This window comes from Bradyrhizobium sp. Ash2021, from assembly GCF_031202265.1.
Taxonomy (GTDB): domain Bacteria; phylum Pseudomonadota; class Alphaproteobacteria; order Rhizobiales; family Xanthobacteraceae; genus Bradyrhizobium.
The window spans coordinates 7,776,102-7,793,053 of sequence record NZ_CP100604.1 but is presented as its reverse complement, the minus strand read 5'-3'; the positions used below and the strand labels follow the sequence as shown (position 1 = coordinate 7,793,053).

The following is a 16,952-nucleotide window of genomic DNA, read 5'->3' as shown; positions in this document are numbered from 1 at the left end:
GCTGATGGCTCCTGAATGGTTGTTCCGTTCGAGGGTTCGCGCTAGGCTAGTTTCGGTCGATGTTGTTCCCTTGATCCAAATCAAGAAATCCCGCGCGCGGCGTACCCAACCTGTATCTACCCACTCAGGTCTTCTTGGGGAGAAAGCATTGAGCGAGCAGCTTCATCCGATGGCCCCGCACCATCTGCCCTTCTACCTCGCGCCGGGAAGCGGGGTCGATACGCTGATGGTGGTGATGGGAATCTTCCTCGTCGGCGTCGTGCTTTGGGTGGGCACGTTGTACTGGCGCCTGCATAGCCTTCCCGAACGGATGGCGCACAAGTCACAGAAGCTGCAGTTCGAGATCGTGGCCGTCCTAGGCCTGATCTCGCTCTTCACGCATATCCATGCGTTCTGGGTCGCGGGCCTGCTGCTCGCGCTGATCGATATCCCCGATTTCGGTACGCCGCTGCGCAGCATTGCCGATTCCGTCGAGAAGATCGCCGATGCGGCGCCGGGAGAGGCGAGCGAGGCCGGTCAACCCGGTCCGCCGTCGACGGAACAACCCCGTCCCGCCAAGGAGAAGGAGCGCGGCCATGTTTGAGCTCATGTTCTGCTCGCTCCTGACGATATTGCCTGATTACCTCTTCCGCCGCTATGTCCAGGGCAAGCGGTTCGGCAAGGAAATCACGTTCTTTTCGATCTGGTACGAGTTGCGATGGGGCATCACGGGTTGCCTGATGCTCACGGTGTCGCTGATCACCATGATCTTCTACTTTCATCCTTCAACGACCAGCGCCGCGCTGTATTTTCGCACGGTCCCGATACTCCCCGAGGGATCTGGACGAGTCGCGGAAGTCAATGTCGGATTCAGCGAGCCGGTGAAGAAAGGGGAGGTCTTGTTCCGGCTGGACAGTTCGAAGCAGGAGGCTGCTCTCGAAACAGCCAAACGGAAAGTCGCCGAGGTTGATGCCTCGTTCACGACGGCACAAGCCGACGTGACCAAGTCCGAAGCCCAGATCCAGGAGGCGAGGGCCGCGCATCAGCAGGCCAAGGACGAATTGGACGTCAAATCCGACTTACAGCGTCGCAATCCCGGTATCGTGCCGCAACGCGATATCGAAAAGTTGCAGGTGTTGGTCGATCAACGACAAGCCGGGATCGATGCCGCCACGGCCGCGAAGCAATCGTCGGTTCTGCGGGTCTCAACCCTGTTACCGGCGGAGAAAGCAAGTGCCGAGGCCGCGTTGGCTCAGGCCCAGGTGGATCTCGACAAGACCTTCATTCGCGCCGGTGTCGATGGGCGTGTGGAGCAGTTCCTTGTTCGTGTCGGTGACGTGGTCAATCAGCTGATGCGGCCCGCGGGGGTGCTCATCCCGGAGGGCGCCGGCCAGCAGTCTCTGCAGGCAGGCTTTGGCCAGATCGAGGCCCAGGTCATGAAGGAAGGGATGGTCGCGGAAGCGACCTGCATATCGAAACCCTGGGTGATCATTCCGATGGTCGTCACGACCGTGCAGGATTACATCGCCGCCGGACAGTTCCGAACCGGGGAGCAGCTGATCGATCCGCAGAATATCGCCAGACCGGGCACCATCCTTGTATTTCTGGAGCCGCTCTATAAGGGCGGTCTCGAAGGTGTGACTGCGGGCAGCAGCTGCATCGTCAACGCCTATACCGGCAACCACGAGGAAATCGTTGCGAAGGAGACCAGCACGGGCCGGAAAATCGTCCTGCTTGTCATCGACGGCGTCGGACTGGTGCATGCGTTGCTGCTGCGCATCCAGGCACTGCTCTTGCCGATCAAGACACTGGTACTCAGCGGTCATTGACAGAGGCTCAAGGGGAAAGCCGATGATTGCGCTTCGAAAGCTGGTTCTTGCTGCAGCAATCGCGGCAGGCTCCGGCCTGTCAATACCGCAGCAGGTGAACGCGTTCGAGCTCACCGGCGCATGGGCCACGAGTGCTGACCAATGCAGCAAGGTATTCGCCCGCAAAGGGCGCGCGAACCAGGTCAATTTCACCAATTTCTCCGGCGTGTACGGCGGCGGCTTCATCGCCGAAGCCAATCGCCTGAGAGGGAAGTTCGAGAGCTGCCTGGTCAAGTCGAGGAAGGAAAGCGATCAGATCATCAATCTGGTCGTCGCCTGTGCTTCAGGCATCATGGTTTCAAACGTCCAGTTCTTCCTGAAGGTGGTCGATGACAACACCATCACCCGCGAGTTTCCGGGCATGGAGGGAATGGACGTGACGTATCACCGTTGTCAGATCTAGCGGGCGAACGACCGCACCATTGTCGAAGCATAGCACAAGCAGATTTCTGCGGAGAGCCGCGTGTCGGGTAGTGCGCTTTTCACGATCAGGCTTCCGATTGCCGCGGTAGATCAACTTCAGCCTGATCCAGGCGGCCGCGCTGCTCTTGCGCTGCAGCGAGCGGTAACGGGGTTTCCTTGATCTTTATCAAGGAACGAGCTTGCCTCGGATCGATGCTTGCCGCGAGGAACCCCAAAGGAGGGTGTGATGTTCCGCTGTGGCAAGACCCTGATCGCGCTTGCGCTGGTGATGGCAATCCCTGTCGCCGCCTTGGCGCAGACGGTCGACAAGCCATCCGCTCCCAGCAGCCAGGCACAACCGGCGAGCCAACCTCCTCCGCCGAGTGCCGAACTGTTGAAGCCCGAGCAACTCGAAGCACTGGTTGCGCCGATCGCGCTCTATCCTGACGAGCTGCTGGCAAACGTACTGGCGGCCTCGACCTATCCACTGGAGGTGGTGCAGTCCGATCGCTGGCTGAAGGAGCGCAAGAACCTGAAGGGTGATGCCTTGAAGAAGGAGGTCGACAAGCAATCCTGGGACGACAGCGTCAAGGCGCTTGCCAGCACGCCGGACGTCATTTCGATGATGAGCGACAAGGTCGACTGGACCAAGAATCTCGGCGACGCGGTTCTGGCGCAGCAGCCGGACGTGATGGACGCGATCCAGCGCCTTCGCTCCAAGGCCTATGACAACAAGAAGCTGGTCACCACCAAGCAGCAGAAGGTCAGCGTTCAGACCCAGGAAAGCAGGCAGGCGATCGTCATCGAGTCGGCCGATCCAGATACGATGTACGTGCCGTACTATGATCCGGCGACGGTTTATGGAAGCTGGCCCTACACGGATTATCCACCCTACTACTTCGGCTACCCGTCCTATATCGGCGCGGGCGTGATCGCGACGGGCCTCGCCTTCGGCGCCGGCTGGGCGATCGGGCGCTGGGGCAATTACTGGGGCGGCGGATGCAACTGGGGCAACCGCAACCTCTACGTCAATCACTACAACAAGATAAACAACATCGGGAACAACTGGCAGCACAATCCGGTGCATCGCCAGGGGGTGCGATACAACAACGCCAACGTTCAGCAGCGCTTCGGCAACAACAATCTGAAGGCCGGCGCCTCGAATCGGATGGATTTCCGCGGCCGCGACGGGCAACAGGTGCTTCGTCCGGGGCAGGATCGGCCGGGCGGAGGAGATCGCGTTGGAGATCGCGCCGGCGATCGCACTGGCGACCGCGTCGGGGATCGTGCCGGTGGTGCTGGTGACCGCGGCAATCGCCCGAGCACAGCGGATCGCGCCAAGGGCGGCGGCGATCGTGCCAAGGCCGCCAAGGGTGGCGGGGATCGTGCCAAGGCCGCCAAGGGTGGTGGCGATCGTGCCAAGGCCGCGAACCGCGGCGGCAATGCCGCGCGTGGTGGCGGTAGTCGCAGTTCCGCCCTGAACGTGTCGTCGGGTAGGGCGGCCGCTGCGCAATCGGCCCGCGGTCGCGCCAGCATGGCTAGCATGGGTCCGCGGGGCGGTGGTGCTCCCAGCTTTGCCGGCCGTGGCGGCGGCGGCGGTGGTGGCTTCCGAGGCGGCGGTGGCGGAGGAGGCGGTTTCCGCGGTGGCGGCGGTGGTGGACGGCGCTCCGACATTGCATTGAAGCACGATGTTGTATTGCTCGGTCATCTCGCCAATGGCCTCGGCTACTACCGCTTCAGCTATCTCGGCAGCAGCAAGGCCTATGTTGGCGTCATCGCGCAGGAAGTGCAGAGCCTGATGCCGGCAGCCGTGACCCGCGGCCAGGACGGGTATCTGCGGGTCTATTACGAAAAGTTGGGGCTGCAGTTCCGCTCCTACCGCGACTGGCTTGCCGGCGGCGCGAGGATCCCGACGCCATCGGAGGTCTTGCCATGATCATGTTTCAACCGCTCCGATTTCATCGCGCATCGGCGACCGTCGCTGCCATTCTGATGTTGGCGCTGTCGATCTCCATGGCCCGGGCTCAGCAGGCCTATTCCTCGCCGGAGGACGCCGCGGCGGCGCTGGCCGCCGCTGTCAAGACCGGCACGAAGGGCACCATTATGAATGTGCTTGGTCGCGGCGCCGAAGACATTGTCGAATCCGGCGACGATGTCGCCGATGCCGAGATGCGCCAACGATTCCTCTCCGCGTACGACGCGAAGCATTCTGTCAAGGCGGAAGGAAACAAGAAGGCCACGCTCATCCTGGGCGCGGATGACTTCCCGTTCCCGATCCCCCTGGTCAACAACAAGAGCGGCTGGGAATTCGACTCGGATGCGGGGCGTATCGAAATTCTGTATCGTCGCATCGGGCGCAATGAACTGGACGCCATCCAAACCTGTCTGGCCTTCGTGGATGCCCAGAATGAATATGCCGAAAAGGATCGTACCGGCGAAGGGGCGGGAGTCTACGCCCAGCGCATCGTCAGTAGCCCCGGCAAGAAGGACGGGCTGTTCTGGCGCGACGATCGCGATCCGAGTCCGCTCGGCGAACTGGCGGCGCAGGCGTCGGCCGAAGGGTACAAGGTCGGAGAGCAGGCGGCGCCCTATCATGGATACTATTTTCGAATCTTGAAGGGGCAGGGTTCCGACGCGCCGGGCGGAGCTTTGAACTACGTCGTCAGGGGAAAGATGATCGGCGGCTTCGCGCTGATCGCATATCCCGCCGAGTACGGAAATTCCGGCGTCATGACCTTCATGGTCAATCATGCCGGTACCGTTTACGAGAAAGATCTCGGAAACCGGACCGAGGGCATCGCAAGGCGTACGTACCTGTTCGATCCCGATCAGACCTGGAAGAAGATCGATGTGGCGGTTCCTTGAACGCGGCAAAGCTGCAACGATGTTGTCTGCATTTCGCGTCGCCGTAATCGCGCTCTTCGCAGTAGTTGTTCCGGCAACATCATCGCTCGGACAGGCGGCGGGCTACGTCCGGGTCAAGTTCGTGAAGGCGGGTCTGATGATGGGCGCCGGTGGCGGCAGCGGCGTTCTGTCGTATCTCGGTCGCGACTATCCATTCAGAATTTCCGGTCTCAGCCTCGGTGTTACAGCTGGAGCATCTGTCATTCGGCTGGAAGGATGGGCTTCAGGCATAAGGGAGGTGAACGACTTTGCCGGCACCTACAGCTCCGCCGGTGCTGGCGGCGCCTTCGTTGGCGGCCTCGGAGGCATTCACCTGCGGAATGCGAAAGGCGTCGTCATCGAACTGCAAGGACCGAGAGCGGGAATGGAGTTCGCCGCTAACATCAGCAGGATCGCGATATCGCTGAAGTGATGGCCTATGATTTCACTTCTCCCGCTCCGTCCCTGAAGCGCCGTGACAGGCAAGCGAGGCGGTCTTACCGCATGAACAGCACAATAAACGCTAGTGCGACCGGCACCAGTCCCAGGCCAATGACGCAAATTTGGAACACAAGGTCATCTTTCATAACGCCAGTAAGACTAGGTCCAAATCGGCGGGCAGCCCAGTGCAGTTTGTGCCACGGACCGAATTAGGACCGTGCTGACCCTCAAACCAGCATTGGAGAAGGCTGTGCGCCGCAGACGATACAGTTGTACCGCGAGTGGGGATGGACAGAGCGTCCGCGCCGCGCAGCCACGCCGCTTTGGCAATCGGGGCTCCGGATGCTTAGTCGGACCATGCGGTTTGTGCCACCTTGCGGGGTAGCCTCACAATTCCCCACTCAATTGATCCAAATCAAGCCGAGAACCAGCTGCGTCCTAAAACTGACCGCACTGTTTTAACCCGCCAAGGGAGGTCGCCATGAAGACGTTTAACGTGAAACGGATGCTGCTTGCCGTTGCCGTCCTGGGTTTTGGAATATTTGCCTCGATCGACTTGCCGCAAAGCGGCGGCCTTGGGCTGTCCATCCAAAGCGCCGAAGCCAGGGTGGGACGACCAGCTACCCCCGCTAGCGTTGCCGGCGTTGCGCGTCGAACAACGCGCCGGGCGGTCGTGGGAGGAGCGGCTGTCGGTGCCGCAGCTGCGGGCACGGCTTGCGTCCGCGTTCTCGTAAATGGCGCATACGTGTGTCGCTGATGCACTTCTTGCCAGTGACCTCAAAGTCACTCGTAAGGAATGTTGACGATATTTACCGCGAAGGCACTTCCAGCCTGGTTGGAGCGCCGCTGACGGGAGAATTGCTGTTGCCTGACGATGGCTTCGTCAGGCTTGAAGCAACCAGACATCATGATGGTTTCAGGAGCGACGAGAATTCTCGTCTTAGATACGAATACGTCGCTCGTCTGTATTCCGAAACCGCAAGCAAGACCAACCTCCAAAAGCCAAACACGTTCGTCGTAATCGTTTCAATCTGCATCGTTTGGAATGCTACGGATGGCGTTGATCATGGGTCACTGAGGGCCAATTCTGGGTCCTGCCATTGGCTTACAGAATACATGCACGACGGTACTCGACGTCTCGCTTGAATCGCGACGGTCGCGCGCCAGGTCCGGCGAAACCAGATAACCATTGACCTATATCAATAAGTAGAAGGCTTTGTGGCAAACCATAGCAACCTCGAAGGCGGATTATTCGAGGCATGAAGATGAAGTTGGCGGGCCGTCTGCTCCTTGTTCTCGCAGTAGCGCTGGTGTCGGCTAGTGCGATGTCTCCGCAATCCTCAACCGAAACGGAGATCCGTATCGGCAATCTCATGCCTTATACCGGACCGTTGGCTGAGTTTGCAGCTATCGGAAAGGCCGAGTCCGCGTATTTTGACATGATCAACGATCGCGGTGGCATCAACGGCCGCAAGGTCCGTTTCATTTCCCTCGATGACAAATCCGATCCAACCGTTGCGCTCGACCTGACCCGTGGATTGGTCGAGAGAGACAACGTCCTGCTGATGTTCGGGTCGTTTGGATCGGCCGCGAATCTGGCGGTGCGAGGCTTTTTGAATGAAAGGAAGGTTCCCCAACTGTTCGTTGACTCGGGCGCCGAGCAGTTGATCGCGCCGGATGCGTTTCCCTGGACCATGGGCTGGCAACCGTCGTTCCGTGCCGAGGGTCGCATCTACGCTAACTACATCGAGGCCTCCTATCCGCAGCGCAAGATCGTAGTGCTTTGGCAGAATGACCAGTTCGGGCGGGACATCTTCAAGGGAATTGAGGAAGGACTTGGCGATTTGGCCCACCTGATCATTGTCGACGTCGCCTTCGATATCGCGGACCAGTTTATCGATGGACATGTCTCGATCCTGAAGCGCTCGGGTGCCGAGATTTTGGTTTTTGCGGGCGTACCGTCCACCGCCTCTCATGTCATTCGATTGGCGGCGGATATGCATTGGCACCCAGTCGTCCTTCTGAACGATGCGGCCGCCTCGATAGGTAACGCCTTGAACCCGGCGGGTATTGAAAACTCCGCGGGCGTGATCTCGGCATCCTTCCTGAAAGATCCAAGTGACCCGGCATGGAAGGATGATGCGGGGATCAAGAACTGGCTGTCCTTCATGGAGAAGTATTATCCGAACGGAGACAAGGGCAGCAACGCCGCGCTTTACGGCTACGCAGCCGCTGAAACGCTCGCGCAGGTATTGAAACAATGCGGCGACGATCTCTCGCGCGAAAACGTGATGAGACAAGCAACCTCACTGCGGGAAGATGAGCCCTCCGCGTTGCTGCCGGGCGTCAAGATCAACACGGATCCTGAGAACTTTCGTCCGATAAGACAGCTGCGATTGGTTCAGTTCGACGGTCGGACTTGGCAGCCAATCGGCGACGTGATTGAAACCGCGTTTTCTGACGCGCGGAAAAGATAGCTGTCGTCGGCGCGACATAGACGAAGTCCCGCGCAACCAATGGCGTTCATGCCCGATGTCATAGGCTTCGGTAGATAGATCGTGATCCCTGCTTCCCCTAGCACTATTCCGCGGGCGAATCGGGAGCTTGACCGATCTTATGGACGGCGACGTTGACCGTCATGCCCAAGTAGCTTTCGCTTCACCCAACCACGAGTCTGCCAGGGGAATTGCCTGACCTGGATGTCGGGCGACCGCCACCGGGATCAAACCAAAGCCGGCACCGATTTGGTTGGTTGGGTCGTAATCCAGCCAGCCGGCACCTGACCGGCACCTGGGAGAAATACCTGTAGCCACGCGTGGGTTGCTCCAGACCCGCTCATGCCGACCGCGCCGCTATCCAGCGCCCCATCGTACATCCGGATCCTCGGCGTGAGGACGCAGATAGCTGGCAAGATCGGTCCACTCGTCGGGTGTGTAAAAGAACTTTGTTAGCAAGCACCGTCAGTGAGTCCCTGACTCCATTTCTGCGAAAACCTGCTCACCGGTGTTGATCGGCGTATCTCAATGATTTCAATGGTCTGGCCCAGCCTCGAAAGCCGCGTTCGGCGAACGGCCGCCTGTGGCACACAGTAGCCACGTAAGGAACACACGCCGAGGTGCTCCTTGCGCTTTGAGCCTCGATAGGTTTTAAGCCCGGTGACTTCATGACCACAGGCATGAACGAGAAGCGAACTGCGTGGGTTTGCCGCGCTTTAAACAGAGTGACGCACTCCCCCCTAGCTCAAGCGCTTTAAAGCTGTTCTGAGCCTCCACAAAGGAATCCATCATGGCCAAGATGACCAAGAATCAGTTGATTGATGCAATTGCAGAGGGAACGCAGGTTTCCAAAGGAGACGTAAAGGCCGTCATCGAGCAGATGGCGACTGTAGGCTATAGGGAACTGAATGAATCCGGCGAGTTCGTCATTCCCGGCTTCGTCAAAATGTCGGTCGTGAACAAGCCTGCTACTGAAGCCCGCAGCGGTGTAAATCCCTTCACGAAAGAGCCTATGGAGTTTGCGGCCAAGCCAGCCAGCAAGTCGGTCAAGGCGTCACCCCTGAAGGTTGCCAAAGATGCTGTTTGAAGCGGACGGGTTGGTTGAGGCGTGTTCGTTCGCCTGAACTGTGGGTAATTCCATCACACCCTGGACAGGCACTTCCACCCGCACACTATGCGCCCCGAGACGGAATCTCTGGAGGGCCTAGGGGAACAGTCTCGCAAAGGCCATGCGGTGTAATGCCCGCGTGGCCTTTCGTCTTTTATTGTCTGACCGTAAAAATAGGGACCCTGGGTGAACGGCCGCGCAAAGCGGACGAAGCCGCCTCGTTTCAATCCGGCTCACCGGCGGGGGCGAGTGTTCGCGCGACCTCGTAGGGGGCAAATTTGGCGATCGTGAGCGCCTCCTGAAGAAACGGAAGTGGACCAGGGTCCTGACGCATCGACTGGTAATGATCGATGTTCTGCCATTGCGCATACATCGTGACCTTTGTGCGGTCCTTACCGCGGTGGAGGCTGGCTGAAGCAAAGCTCCGCGCCCGGCGCACCGAAACCTCCGTGGCTTCGGTTAGAAGTTCAACGAGCCGTTGCTGGTAAGGGGGTGAAACCAAAGCTCACCAGCGCCGATGGTTTATGAATTCGGGTCTCTCAAGCTGAAGTTGACCGCTTCAATGCGTCAACCACTCTTTTATGGTTCAACCGCTCTGCGTCTTCGAGCGGTGTTGCGAAATCGTCAATTCGCGTCCTCGCGTCGACGTCAGCTCCATGCGCCAATAGGAGCTCTATTGCAGGGACGTCGTCTCGGCTCACTGCGTAGTGCAACGGGGTCCAGTCATTTAATCCACGCTGCGTGATGTCGGCACCGCGGGACAGCAGCAGATGCAAAAGCTCGAGCCGGTCAGGCCGGTCGGTCGAAAGCGCCGCAATCAGTGAAGGGAATCCGGCTCGATCCGGGTAGTTGGGATTTTCCCCATGGTCGAGGAGCGTTTCAATGAACGCAAGCGGGCTCCAATAAATCGCGTACTCAAGCGGACAGTCGCCCAGCCCTAAATCCCAGGGATGCAGGCTATTCGGGAAATCGGCGGGATCCCCCAGAGCCACAACAGAGCGTCGATGTCACCCTTCCGGTAGGCATCGTCGATCGCCTTGAAAACCCTATACTTCCTACACCGCTCCTCTTCTTTGGCTTTGATATTTGCCGCCATTCTAGCCTTCGATACGGCGGACGGATTTCCAGGACGTGGCATGGGCGCCGCTCCAGCGAACGAGCCGAAGATACTAAATTCTCAGCGCGGCTGGTAGTGGTCCAAGCCTCTGCCCTGCCAGCAGCTGGCAATCTGGCCAGCGGCCGACCGGGCTCAAAATAACTCCGGATTAAAACTCAGCTCAGCCCCGGTGCAATCTAGCCTGTGTCCCGCTTACGCTGTCGCATAGAACTAGATGTTGTTCTGCTGAAGGAATGGGACGTTGCGTTGCAAGGCCGCTACAAAATTTTCCGCGATCCGGGCTGTTGATCAAGCTTTTGCCGCTGCATCGGCTGTTCCCAGGACACCGGGTGCGACGGTAAAAAACCATGCCCAACGCAATGCGCGTTAAGGCGTCAGCGATGGCCTGCGGTCACGCCTTAAGGCGGGAGTGAAGTGACAACTCTGGACCGGGCGGTGTTGCTCATTTAGCACGCGGCGTCGAAAAATCGTCTGATCGCAGAAGGTGTGCCCGGTAGTCGACAGACGATCGGTGAATCGCGAACTAGCCTCATGCCCGCAGTATTTGAACGCCTTGCGGGTCAGGGGCGGGTAGTGAGTTTTCAGATTACAGTTCTCAAGGTGTTGGCCGGATATCCAGAAGGACGCGCTTCGCTGGAAGAGCTGAGGCGCGCGGTGGCCATTCTAATTTCCAGTGGCCCAGACTGGACTGACCGGACAAAACGTTTGGCGGCGCGTGTGCCTGGCCTCGATATCTTTACCCAAGCATTGGTCTTGCGTGACACGTCCGGCTGGCAGATCACTGAAGCTGGCCGAGCTTTGCTCGCCTCGATCGAGGCGTCGCTACAGAAGATAATACCAGAAGAGCCGAGCGGCGCCGTTGTTTTACTTGTCCGACCTCCCGCTGCACCACCTCCACTCCAGCGCGCGGGCACGGAGCGTCGCCGGGTGCGTCACCGCCGGACGGCCGGCGCCAGCGCCTAGGTCAGTGACATTGGCCGAGCGGCCTCATTCTGGACCAATTTGATCACGAGGCTTGGAGCCTCTCTGCTTAGGGGGCTCCCACGTGATTAGAGCCGTCGCGCTTGGAGTGGCTTGCCTGGCTGGACTAGGTGTTATTGCTGCAGCTGCGAAGAAATCCGCGCCGCCCGCGCCAGAAGTTGTCATGCCTGTAGTGGCCGGTAACAAGGCTGATCGCCTGCCGCTTGTAATCAATCAGGACACGCCGACTGCCGCTGAGAGGGTGGATGTTGTGTATGTTCAGCCTAACGAACAAGGCCAAGCCGATTTGCCACCACCAGCACCAAAGCAAGCCGCTATTCCACCGCATCGCGACATTATTCCTCGTCATTGGCACGATCCGCATGATCTCAAGGCCAAGGCCGCAAACAATAGAGCCAACATCATAAAGCAATCAAAGATGGACGCTGCTGATAAGCCTCCAAAGCAGGTTAGTGACGTTAAGCGGTGTCGTTCAGACGGGCTGGATCCACTCCTAAGAAAGCTGAACTTATCACCCCCGTGTGATTCCTGACGTCACTTCAGCGATCCGGCTCCATTGCGATTAATGATCGCCCTCCGCCCAATTTATTCCAGCCCAAGCCTTGCGGCTGATTCGCCGTTAATAGTTGGTTTAGTTCCAAGCATGATCATTGGGGACCACAAGGAGTCCGATCATGCAATTGCACCAGGCGAATACCTTGGAAAGGATCGAGTCGGCTGGAGATGAAGGCAGTAGCGAAGTCATAACGCAGCCTGCGACCGGGGAGCCATGGGATTTCTCAAGTCCCAATGGAGATGAAATCCTGGCGTTGTTGAAGCCAGACGGCGATCGAAAGCGCACTATTTGGCTGGTCGCAAGCGCACTGGTTGCGGGCTTTGCATTGGGATGGGCTGGCGGCTTTAGTTGGCACAGTCCTGCAAATATCTTGGCCCTCAATCCAATCACTCAGACAGAAGCGCCTTCACATCGAGTTGCCGAAACAAGGTTGGGTGGGAGGATCGAAGGTGCCCGAAAGACGACGTCCACGTTAGGTTTGCGAACACCATCAGGCGCAACTCAGATCTCCGCAGTTGGAGCGAGCGTTTCCGCCAAGTCTCTAGCCGCGGCTTCGGATGGGGCTCAATTATCTGTGGAACAAGCAGATATGACGCCGACCGGCTCGATAGCGCCCAAGGGACCTATGACGCCGGCGCCAGAGACAGGACCGACGACCATTGAGGGTTGGACAGTTCTTGACGTTCGAGGCGGAACCGCGGTCCTCGGAGGGCCCGATGGGGTTCGGATGGCAAAGCGCGGCGACACGGTGCCCGGCATTGGGCGTATCGACTCTATCGTGCGTTGGGGCAACCGCTGGATAGTTGCAACAGCTAGCGGATTAATCGCGACGCCGTAAGCCCTGCAAACGCAAAGCGGCTCAAGATCGATCGCCCCAACGAACTATAACGCTCAATTGCCGTAAGTCAGAATTGCCCGGCAGTCATCGTCGGTCGGTGTCGCTTGAGCACCGGCATCAGCGCTTGGGTCAGTACGTCACGGCACTAGCGCGCTGACCATGGCCATGCCGATGACGGTTGCGGCTTTTTAGCTTGCGGCCGCGCCGGGGTTGGCGCCGGCTTGTGCGTCTGGGCGACATTGGTCGACGGCCGCGGACGCGGCACTGGTATTTCGGGCATCACCTTTGGCTCTTCGGGGCTCACCTTTGGCTCTTCAGGCGTTACCTTTGGCTCTGAAGCGTTGGCGATGACGCGGGCCAGTTGTTCCTGGCTTGCGTTGAGCCGCTCGGTAACCGCCGCGCTTTCGCGCGCCATCTGTATTTGGGTCGCCTTGATCTGGTCGATGATATTGTTGTTGCGTGCCATTTCTGCGTTGCTCGCCTTGAGTTGGCTCGCGACATTTTCATTGTCGCGGACCAATTGTTCTTGCCTCATCTCGAGTTGTTCGACCGCTTGCCTCAAGGCAGCGAGATCGCGCGCTATCGGTTGGAGCTGCTGCGCGAAGTCGGACGACAGGGCGACCGCATTCGGCGCGACATTAGTCGACGCGGCGTCCTTCGGCGCGGCCAGTGTCGGAGGTGCTGGGTCTGAGGGGGCCATCGTCTCCGTATGAACGGAGGACGACCACCACCAGGCAGCGACACCAATGGATGCTGCCAACAGAGAACCGACGAAAGCCAGGTAGCGCCAATCCGCCAATCCATGAATTGTTGCCGGCGGAGCGCGAAACGTCTTCATGCTGGTCGGCGGGTCCGAAGGATTGACTCCCGCTTCGCGCGCCAGGTTCGAAAGCTGCTCCTCGAAGCTCGCGAACTGCCCTTCCGCGAGTTTGTCGTCCAGCGTGGAATCCATGTGGGTGCTCCGTATCAAACGCAATGTCTCCCGCCTGAGAGCGATCCGCGCATCTGCGCTACGGCGAGCTGACATTCAACGGAACGCAGATGGCTTTTGCAGCCTGCGTAGCTTCCTAGGGATGAGCATGCAGCCTGCACGTCACATCGCCTCTTTTACAAGCTCACACCTGAACTGTCCCTGCGTTTTTAACGCAGCCGACGAGGCGGAACTATGTTCACGGCCGGAGAACTACGGAAGGAACCCTTACTCTTCCATCTGGTCCCAGCGCATCCAAGTTGAGCCCCGTCTCGCTGCGGCATCTCGGTCGACTGCATTGGTTGGGGTGACGGCACCGATATTGACGACCCATTAGTGCTTGACGGCCCGGCTCGGCAGGTCGTTTCCAGAGGCGAGGTCCTTTACTGATGTTTGGCATTTTTTCGCTTCATGTTGGTAGACGAGTAATAAATTGCTTGGATTGCTAGAACTTACTCTACTCCTGTACCCGGCTTTGTTTCAGACGCGCCCGCGGAGCGTCCTGCGGCGAAACAACAGCCTCCAACCTTGATGATACGGACGGACTAGTCGGCGGAATTTGGGTGCTTTGCTCCCTTGCAGGGACGCGGCAGAGCTCCCTCATTCGTTTGATCTCTGCGAGTGTCACGAAATCCCGCTGGGGGAAGACCGGACTGGGTTCGCGAGATCCGTTACTATCGGGTTTGCCTCATCGCGTTGGGTGCATAGAATTGGCCGGCGTGCTTTGCCTTGTGCGAGTGACTAAGCGTAACGCTGGATAAATTGTCACCTTGATCAACAAAGTCAGAGCCAACGAGGAGTATAAACTCCTTCAATTTGGCTTCCGGGAAAGCGCACGCAAATGGTGCGCGCGTAAGGTTGCAGCGGCCATTGCCGGCGGCGGATAGCAGTGTCGCCCCTAGTTTCGATTTTCCACGTTAGAGGTGGCCGAATTCTTGCCGGCTGAATTCTGCGCCTCTACGAACAGGAAGCAGCGTCACGCGAGTTGGAAGAAATCGGTTTCGGCAACAGCGCGATCAATGTTTGGGTGCGGGATGCCGATTGCGAGCGTTTTCACTGCTTGCCAGGAGCTGATCGTACAATCGGTCGATCTCGCGCGCCTGATGGGGCGTGACATCCTCCTGATGCAAGGCTCTAAGCTCATGCTCGGTTGGCTGGTAATCGCGACCATTGCGAATCGGCCATGGTCCCTTGTGAAGTGACGAGGCGCCCTCTGCAGATCCGATGTTTGCCAGCGATAACGACGCCAGAGCCAATGCGACCCCAAAGACAATCTTGCTTGACATGGCTCCCTCTCAATCAGCTATCGAGCTCAGACGTGAACCCGGCTTACCCGGACCGGTACACCATCGTCGGGATAGTCCAAATGCAATGAATGCCGATCTTGCGGGAATCAGAATTCCCGACAGCAAACTCGCTCGCGAAATAATGGAGCTGGTGCGGGACACGGAATCACCGCTGCTGTACAAGATCAATATTCATTGCACGACTCCTGGCGATTGATCATGAGAGAAGATCGCCAATGCGAAAGCGACTTTTACCGAGGTGTTGGACATGAGGAAGTTCCACTATGTTCACGAGAACGCCGAATGCGTGAAGCTGAGGTAGGTTCGCAGTCCGCCGGCGCCATTAACTTTTGATTTAGAAAGCACTTCGGTGCGGGCGTTCGGTCATGGAAGCCCACGGTGGCCGGCTGTGGGCCACGGCAAACCTACCCCACGGTGCCACGTTTCAGTTCACCCTGCCGGTGAACGCAGACACTGCGTCGTGAGGTTGCGCCCGTAAGTCGTCCAAAGAACAGGCGGTCCGGCCACGAGTTCAGCTCTGGGTCAAAAGCCACATTTGAGGAAGGTCCGGTTTTGCAAAGCGGACATCCTGACTACAGACGCTGGCGCCATCGAATGGTCCACTCAGTACTGATTGGCGCCGCTGTTTGATCCCATCATGCGGGTTTTGTTTCGCGGGCTGGCACATCCGGGACGACGGTGACGGTACCGTCAGAAAAATCCGGCACCGATATCAAGACCGAAAGATGCCATGCAAAGAGAGGCGGCCAAACCAATACCGCAAAACAGTGCGACGGTCTTGAGGGGTTGAACGCTGGTCTGCGTTTCGGGAATGACGCGCATGTAAACGTTTGAAATGACGTTCATAGCAATCTCCAAAATGTCCGCCCTAGAAATGCATCGGGCGCGGAGTTTGTAGGCTCAAAAAATTTAAGAAAGCCCCTTCTTTCAATTTGAATGAAATGCATCAATCGGCGAGACACCAGCGACGTTCATGGAGCCAGCGGCGCGGCGTGGCAGTGGAGCGCCGGTTCAGCGCCCAAGTCTCACCGCATCTTGCGGCAACGCGCTCGTTGCGATTGGATAAGCCCTTAAACGGGGGAATTTCATAAATGACAGGTCCACGCCCAGCCGGGCGCCCTTGGACACCCGCGGAGGAGGCTCAATTACGTGAGCTTATTATATCCCGGGTCAAGGTCGGTCTGATTGCCAAGAAACTGAAACGCTCTCCGGGTGCCGTTTATGCCAGGATAAACTCGCTCAAAAAGCCGCCCCGCGACTTAGCGTTCGGTAGGACCCAACTGAGACATTGGCGCGGGGCTTCTGTCCCGCGTTTTGCATTTAGGACCACGGCGGCTCTTCGCTCGCCCCGGCTGCCTCGTGGTGGATCGTGACACCTGCCGAACGCAACCCGGTCAGCAATACAGTTCTTACAGAGGCAGGATCGAATCCAATATCCTTGGCGTTTGGTGGATGTGCTTCGCTGCCCTTCAATCGGAGCGCCAAGTGCAATTGCTCGCAAAGGTGCTGAACGACGAGATTGACCTGATCGTCAGTCATGATCTGCTTTTCCTGTCACCATTTTGCTACCCAACTAGGTAGCACACATGAAAATAGGGCGGTACGTGATTGGACCCCCCAAGGATCAACGTCTGGGATGGAACCGTCTGGCATGTGTCATATCTGTCTCACGCAGACGTATTTCCCCAAGGGGGGCTGTTCTGCCGCACTCTGGACGTATTCGCAGGTCGATGCTCACTCCTTGCTTTGGAGGGACTGTCAGCAGGTTGCTGTCTGTTCTTCTAACCAAAAGGAGACGTACCGTGATGAAAATTGTGACTGTTGCGTTTGCAACGCTTGGCATGATGGCTGCCGCGAGCGCTGCCGACCTCCCGCACCGACAGCCGGTGCCCGTCTATCCGCAAGCTCCTGTTGGCAAGATGCCGATTGGCAAGACCCCGATCGGGAAGACACCGATCGGCAAGACGCCCGTCGCGGCACGATACTGACAGGCCTCGCTGAATCAGT

General features: G+C 58.4%; 18 protein-coding genes. 12 read left to right on the top strand and 6 right to left on the bottom strand.

The features are described 5' to 3' along the window. Window positions 1-169: 169 nt before the first annotated feature. The 9 genes from NL528_RS37545 (at window position 170) to NL528_RS37505 (ending at window position 9,155) form a co-directional block, all read left to right on the top strand. A complete protein-coding gene (locus NL528_RS37545) occupies window positions 170-583 on the top strand; it encodes a hypothetical protein (protein ID WP_309185169.1) in 414 nt (137 codons plus the stop codon). Next, window positions 576-1,808 carry a biotin/lipoyl-binding protein gene (locus NL528_RS37540; RefSeq protein WP_309185168.1) on the top strand — a complete coding sequence of 411 codons (1,233 nt, stop codon included), beginning with the start codon at window positions 576-578 and terminating at the stop codon, window positions 1,806-1,808. The genes NL528_RS37545 and NL528_RS37540 overlap by 8 nt, the downstream gene beginning before the upstream one ends. A 22-nt stretch (window positions 1,809-1,830) precedes the next feature. Next, entirely contained in the window at window positions 1,831-2,250 is a 420-nt protein-coding gene (locus NL528_RS37535; protein WP_309179388.1) for a hypothetical protein, read from the top strand. A 246-nt stretch (window positions 2,251-2,496) separates the two neighbouring features. Next, window positions 2,497-4,185 (top strand): DUF3300 domain-containing protein, encoded by a 1,689-nt coding sequence (locus NL528_RS37530; protein WP_309179387.1) that lies wholly within the window; start codon window positions 2,497-2,499, stop codon window positions 4,183-4,185. Between the two features lie 56 nt (window positions 4,186-4,241). Further along, the gene (locus NL528_RS37525) at window positions 4,242-5,114 is read left to right on the top strand and encodes a DUF2950 domain-containing protein (protein ID WP_309185166.1); all 873 of its coding nucleotides are present in this window, start codon (window positions 4,242-4,244) and stop codon (window positions 5,112-5,114) included. Further along, complete coding sequence (locus NL528_RS37520; protein WP_309179386.1) at window positions 5,098-5,565, top strand: hypothetical protein; 468 nt, start codon at window positions 5,098-5,100, stop codon at window positions 5,563-5,565. The genes NL528_RS37525 and NL528_RS37520 overlap by 17 nt, the downstream gene beginning before the upstream one ends. 489 nt (window positions 5,566-6,054) lie before the next feature. Beyond that, on the top strand, window positions 6,055-6,330 hold the full coding sequence (locus tag NL528_RS37515; RefSeq protein WP_309179385.1) for a hypothetical protein: 276 nt from the start codon (window positions 6,055-6,057) through the stop codon (window positions 6,328-6,330). Between the two features lie 508 nt (window positions 6,331-6,838). Continuing rightward, the gene (locus NL528_RS37510) at window positions 6,839-8,050 is read left to right on the top strand and encodes an ABC transporter substrate-binding protein (protein WP_309185165.1); all 1,212 of its coding nucleotides are present in this window, start codon (window positions 6,839-6,841) and stop codon (window positions 8,048-8,050) included. An 808-nt stretch (window positions 8,051-8,858) separates the two neighbouring features. Then, window positions 8,859-9,155, top strand: a complete 297-nt coding sequence (locus tag NL528_RS37505) for an HU family DNA-binding protein (RefSeq protein ID WP_309179384.1) — start codon at window positions 8,859-8,861, stop codon at window positions 9,153-9,155. A 244-nt stretch (window positions 9,156-9,399) separates the two neighbouring features. Here NL528_RS37505 and NL528_RS37500 read toward each other — a convergent pair whose 3' ends face one another. After that, the gene (locus NL528_RS37500; protein WP_309179383.1) at window positions 9,400-9,615 is read right to left on the bottom strand and encodes a hypothetical protein; all 216 of its coding nucleotides are present in this window, start codon (window positions 9,613-9,615) and stop codon (window positions 9,400-9,402) included. A 100-nt stretch (window positions 9,616-9,715) separates the two neighbouring features. Then, window positions 9,716-10,168: an ankyrin repeat domain-containing protein gene (locus NL528_RS47355; RefSeq protein WP_375143931.1), complete on the bottom strand. Its 453-nt coding sequence runs from the start codon at window positions 10,166-10,168 to the stop codon at window positions 9,716-9,718. Window positions 10,169-11,338: 1,170 nt separating this feature from the next. Between NL528_RS47355 and NL528_RS37495 the strand changes: the two genes are divergently transcribed. After that, window positions 11,339-11,806 carry a hypothetical protein gene (locus NL528_RS37495; RefSeq protein WP_309179382.1) on the top strand — a complete coding sequence of 156 codons (468 nt, stop codon included), beginning with the start codon at window positions 11,339-11,341 and terminating at the stop codon, window positions 11,804-11,806. Window positions 11,807-12,813: 1,007 nt separating this feature from the next. Here NL528_RS37495 and NL528_RS37490 read toward each other — a convergent pair. Together NL528_RS37490 and NL528_RS37485 are read right to left on the bottom strand one after the other, a co-directional pair. Continuing rightward, window positions 12,814-13,620, bottom strand: coding sequence for a hypothetical protein (locus NL528_RS37490; RefSeq protein WP_309179381.1), 807 nt, complete (start codon window positions 13,618-13,620; stop codon window positions 12,814-12,816). Between the two features lie 1,034 nt (window positions 13,621-14,654). Beyond that, window positions 14,655-14,924 (bottom strand): hypothetical protein, encoded by a 270-nt coding sequence (locus NL528_RS37485; RefSeq protein WP_309179380.1) that lies wholly within the window; start codon window positions 14,922-14,924, stop codon window positions 14,655-14,657. A gap of 85 nt (window positions 14,925-15,009) precedes the next feature. On the opposite strand from NL528_RS37485, the gene NL528_RS37480 reads away from it, so the two are divergent. After that, window positions 15,010-15,141, top strand: a complete 132-nt coding sequence (locus tag NL528_RS37480) for a hypothetical protein (protein WP_309179379.1) — start codon at window positions 15,010-15,012, stop codon at window positions 15,139-15,141. Between the two features lie 494 nt (window positions 15,142-15,635). On the opposite strand, the gene NL528_RS37475 is transcribed toward NL528_RS37480, so the two are convergent. Both NL528_RS37475 and NL528_RS37470 read right to left on the bottom strand, forming a co-directional pair. Beyond that, the gene (locus tag NL528_RS37475; RefSeq protein ID WP_309179378.1) at window positions 15,636-15,791 is read right to left on the bottom strand and encodes a hypothetical protein; all 156 of its coding nucleotides are present in this window, start codon (window positions 15,789-15,791) and stop codon (window positions 15,636-15,638) included. 474 nt (window positions 15,792-16,265) lie between these two features. Continuing rightward, complete coding sequence (locus NL528_RS37470) at window positions 16,266-16,484, bottom strand: hypothetical protein (RefSeq protein WP_057855775.1); 219 nt, start codon at window positions 16,482-16,484, stop codon at window positions 16,266-16,268. 266 nt (window positions 16,485-16,750) lie between these two features. Between NL528_RS37470 and NL528_RS37465 the strand changes: the two genes are divergently transcribed. Then, on the top strand, window positions 16,751-16,933 hold the full coding sequence (locus NL528_RS37465) for a hypothetical protein (protein ID WP_074279014.1): 183 nt from the start codon (window positions 16,751-16,753) through the stop codon (window positions 16,931-16,933). Window positions 16,934-16,952: the final 19 nt, after the last annotated feature.

What these genes read in the sequence shown, in the direction of transcription:
- NL528_RS37465 (WP_074279014.1), top strand. Translation starts at nt 16,751, where the DNA reads ATGAAAATTGTGACTGTTGCGTTTGCAACGCTTGGCATGATGGCTGCC.
- NL528_RS37530 (WP_309179387.1), top strand. Translation starts at nt 2,497, where the DNA reads ATGTTCCGCTGTGGCAAGACCCTGATCGCGCTTGCGCTGGTGATGGCA.
- NL528_RS37485 (WP_309179380.1), bottom strand. Translation starts at nt 14,924, where the DNA reads ATGTCAAGCAAGATTGTCTTTGGGGTCGCATTGGCTCTGGCGTCGTTA.
- NL528_RS37525 (WP_309185166.1), top strand. Translation starts at nt 4,242, where the DNA reads ATGTTGGCGCTGTCGATCTCCATGGCCCGGGCTCAGCAGGCCTATTCC.
- NL528_RS37475 (WP_309179378.1), bottom strand. Translation starts at nt 15,791, where the DNA reads ATGAACGTCATTTCAAACGTTTACATGCGCGTCATTCCCGAAACGCAG.
- NL528_RS37535 (WP_309179388.1), top strand. Translation starts at nt 1,831, where the DNA reads ATGATTGCGCTTCGAAAGCTGGTTCTTGCTGCAGCAATCGCGGCAGGC.
- NL528_RS37470 (WP_057855775.1), bottom strand. Translation starts at nt 16,484, where the DNA reads ATGACTGACGATCAGGTCAATCTCGTCGTTCAGCACCTTTGCGAGCAA.
- NL528_RS37515 (WP_309179385.1), top strand. Translation starts at nt 6,055, where the DNA reads ATGAAGACGTTTAACGTGAAACGGATGCTGCTTGCCGTTGCCGTCCTG.
- NL528_RS37490 (WP_309179381.1), bottom strand. Translation starts at nt 13,620, where the DNA reads ATGGATTCCACGCTGGACGACAAACTCGCGGAAGGGCAGTTCGCGAGC.
- NL528_RS37480 (WP_309179379.1), top strand. Translation starts at nt 15,010, where the DNA reads ATGAATGCCGATCTTGCGGGAATCAGAATTCCCGACAGCAAACTCGCT.
- NL528_RS37505 (WP_309179384.1), top strand. Translation starts at nt 8,859, where the DNA reads ATGGCCAAGATGACCAAGAATCAGTTGATTGATGCAATTGCAGAGGGA.
- NL528_RS37545 (WP_309185169.1), top strand. Translation starts at nt 170, where the DNA reads ATGGCCCCGCACCATCTGCCCTTCTACCTCGCGCCGGGAAGCGGGGTC.
- NL528_RS37540 (WP_309185168.1), top strand. Translation starts at nt 576, where the DNA reads ATGTTTGAGCTCATGTTCTGCTCGCTCCTGACGATATTGCCTGATTAC.
- NL528_RS37510 (WP_309185165.1), top strand. Translation starts at nt 6,839, where the DNA reads ATGAAGTTGGCGGGCCGTCTGCTCCTTGTTCTCGCAGTAGCGCTGGTG.
- NL528_RS37520 (WP_309179386.1), top strand. Translation starts at nt 5,098, where the DNA reads ATGTGGCGGTTCCTTGAACGCGGCAAAGCTGCAACGATGTTGTCTGCA.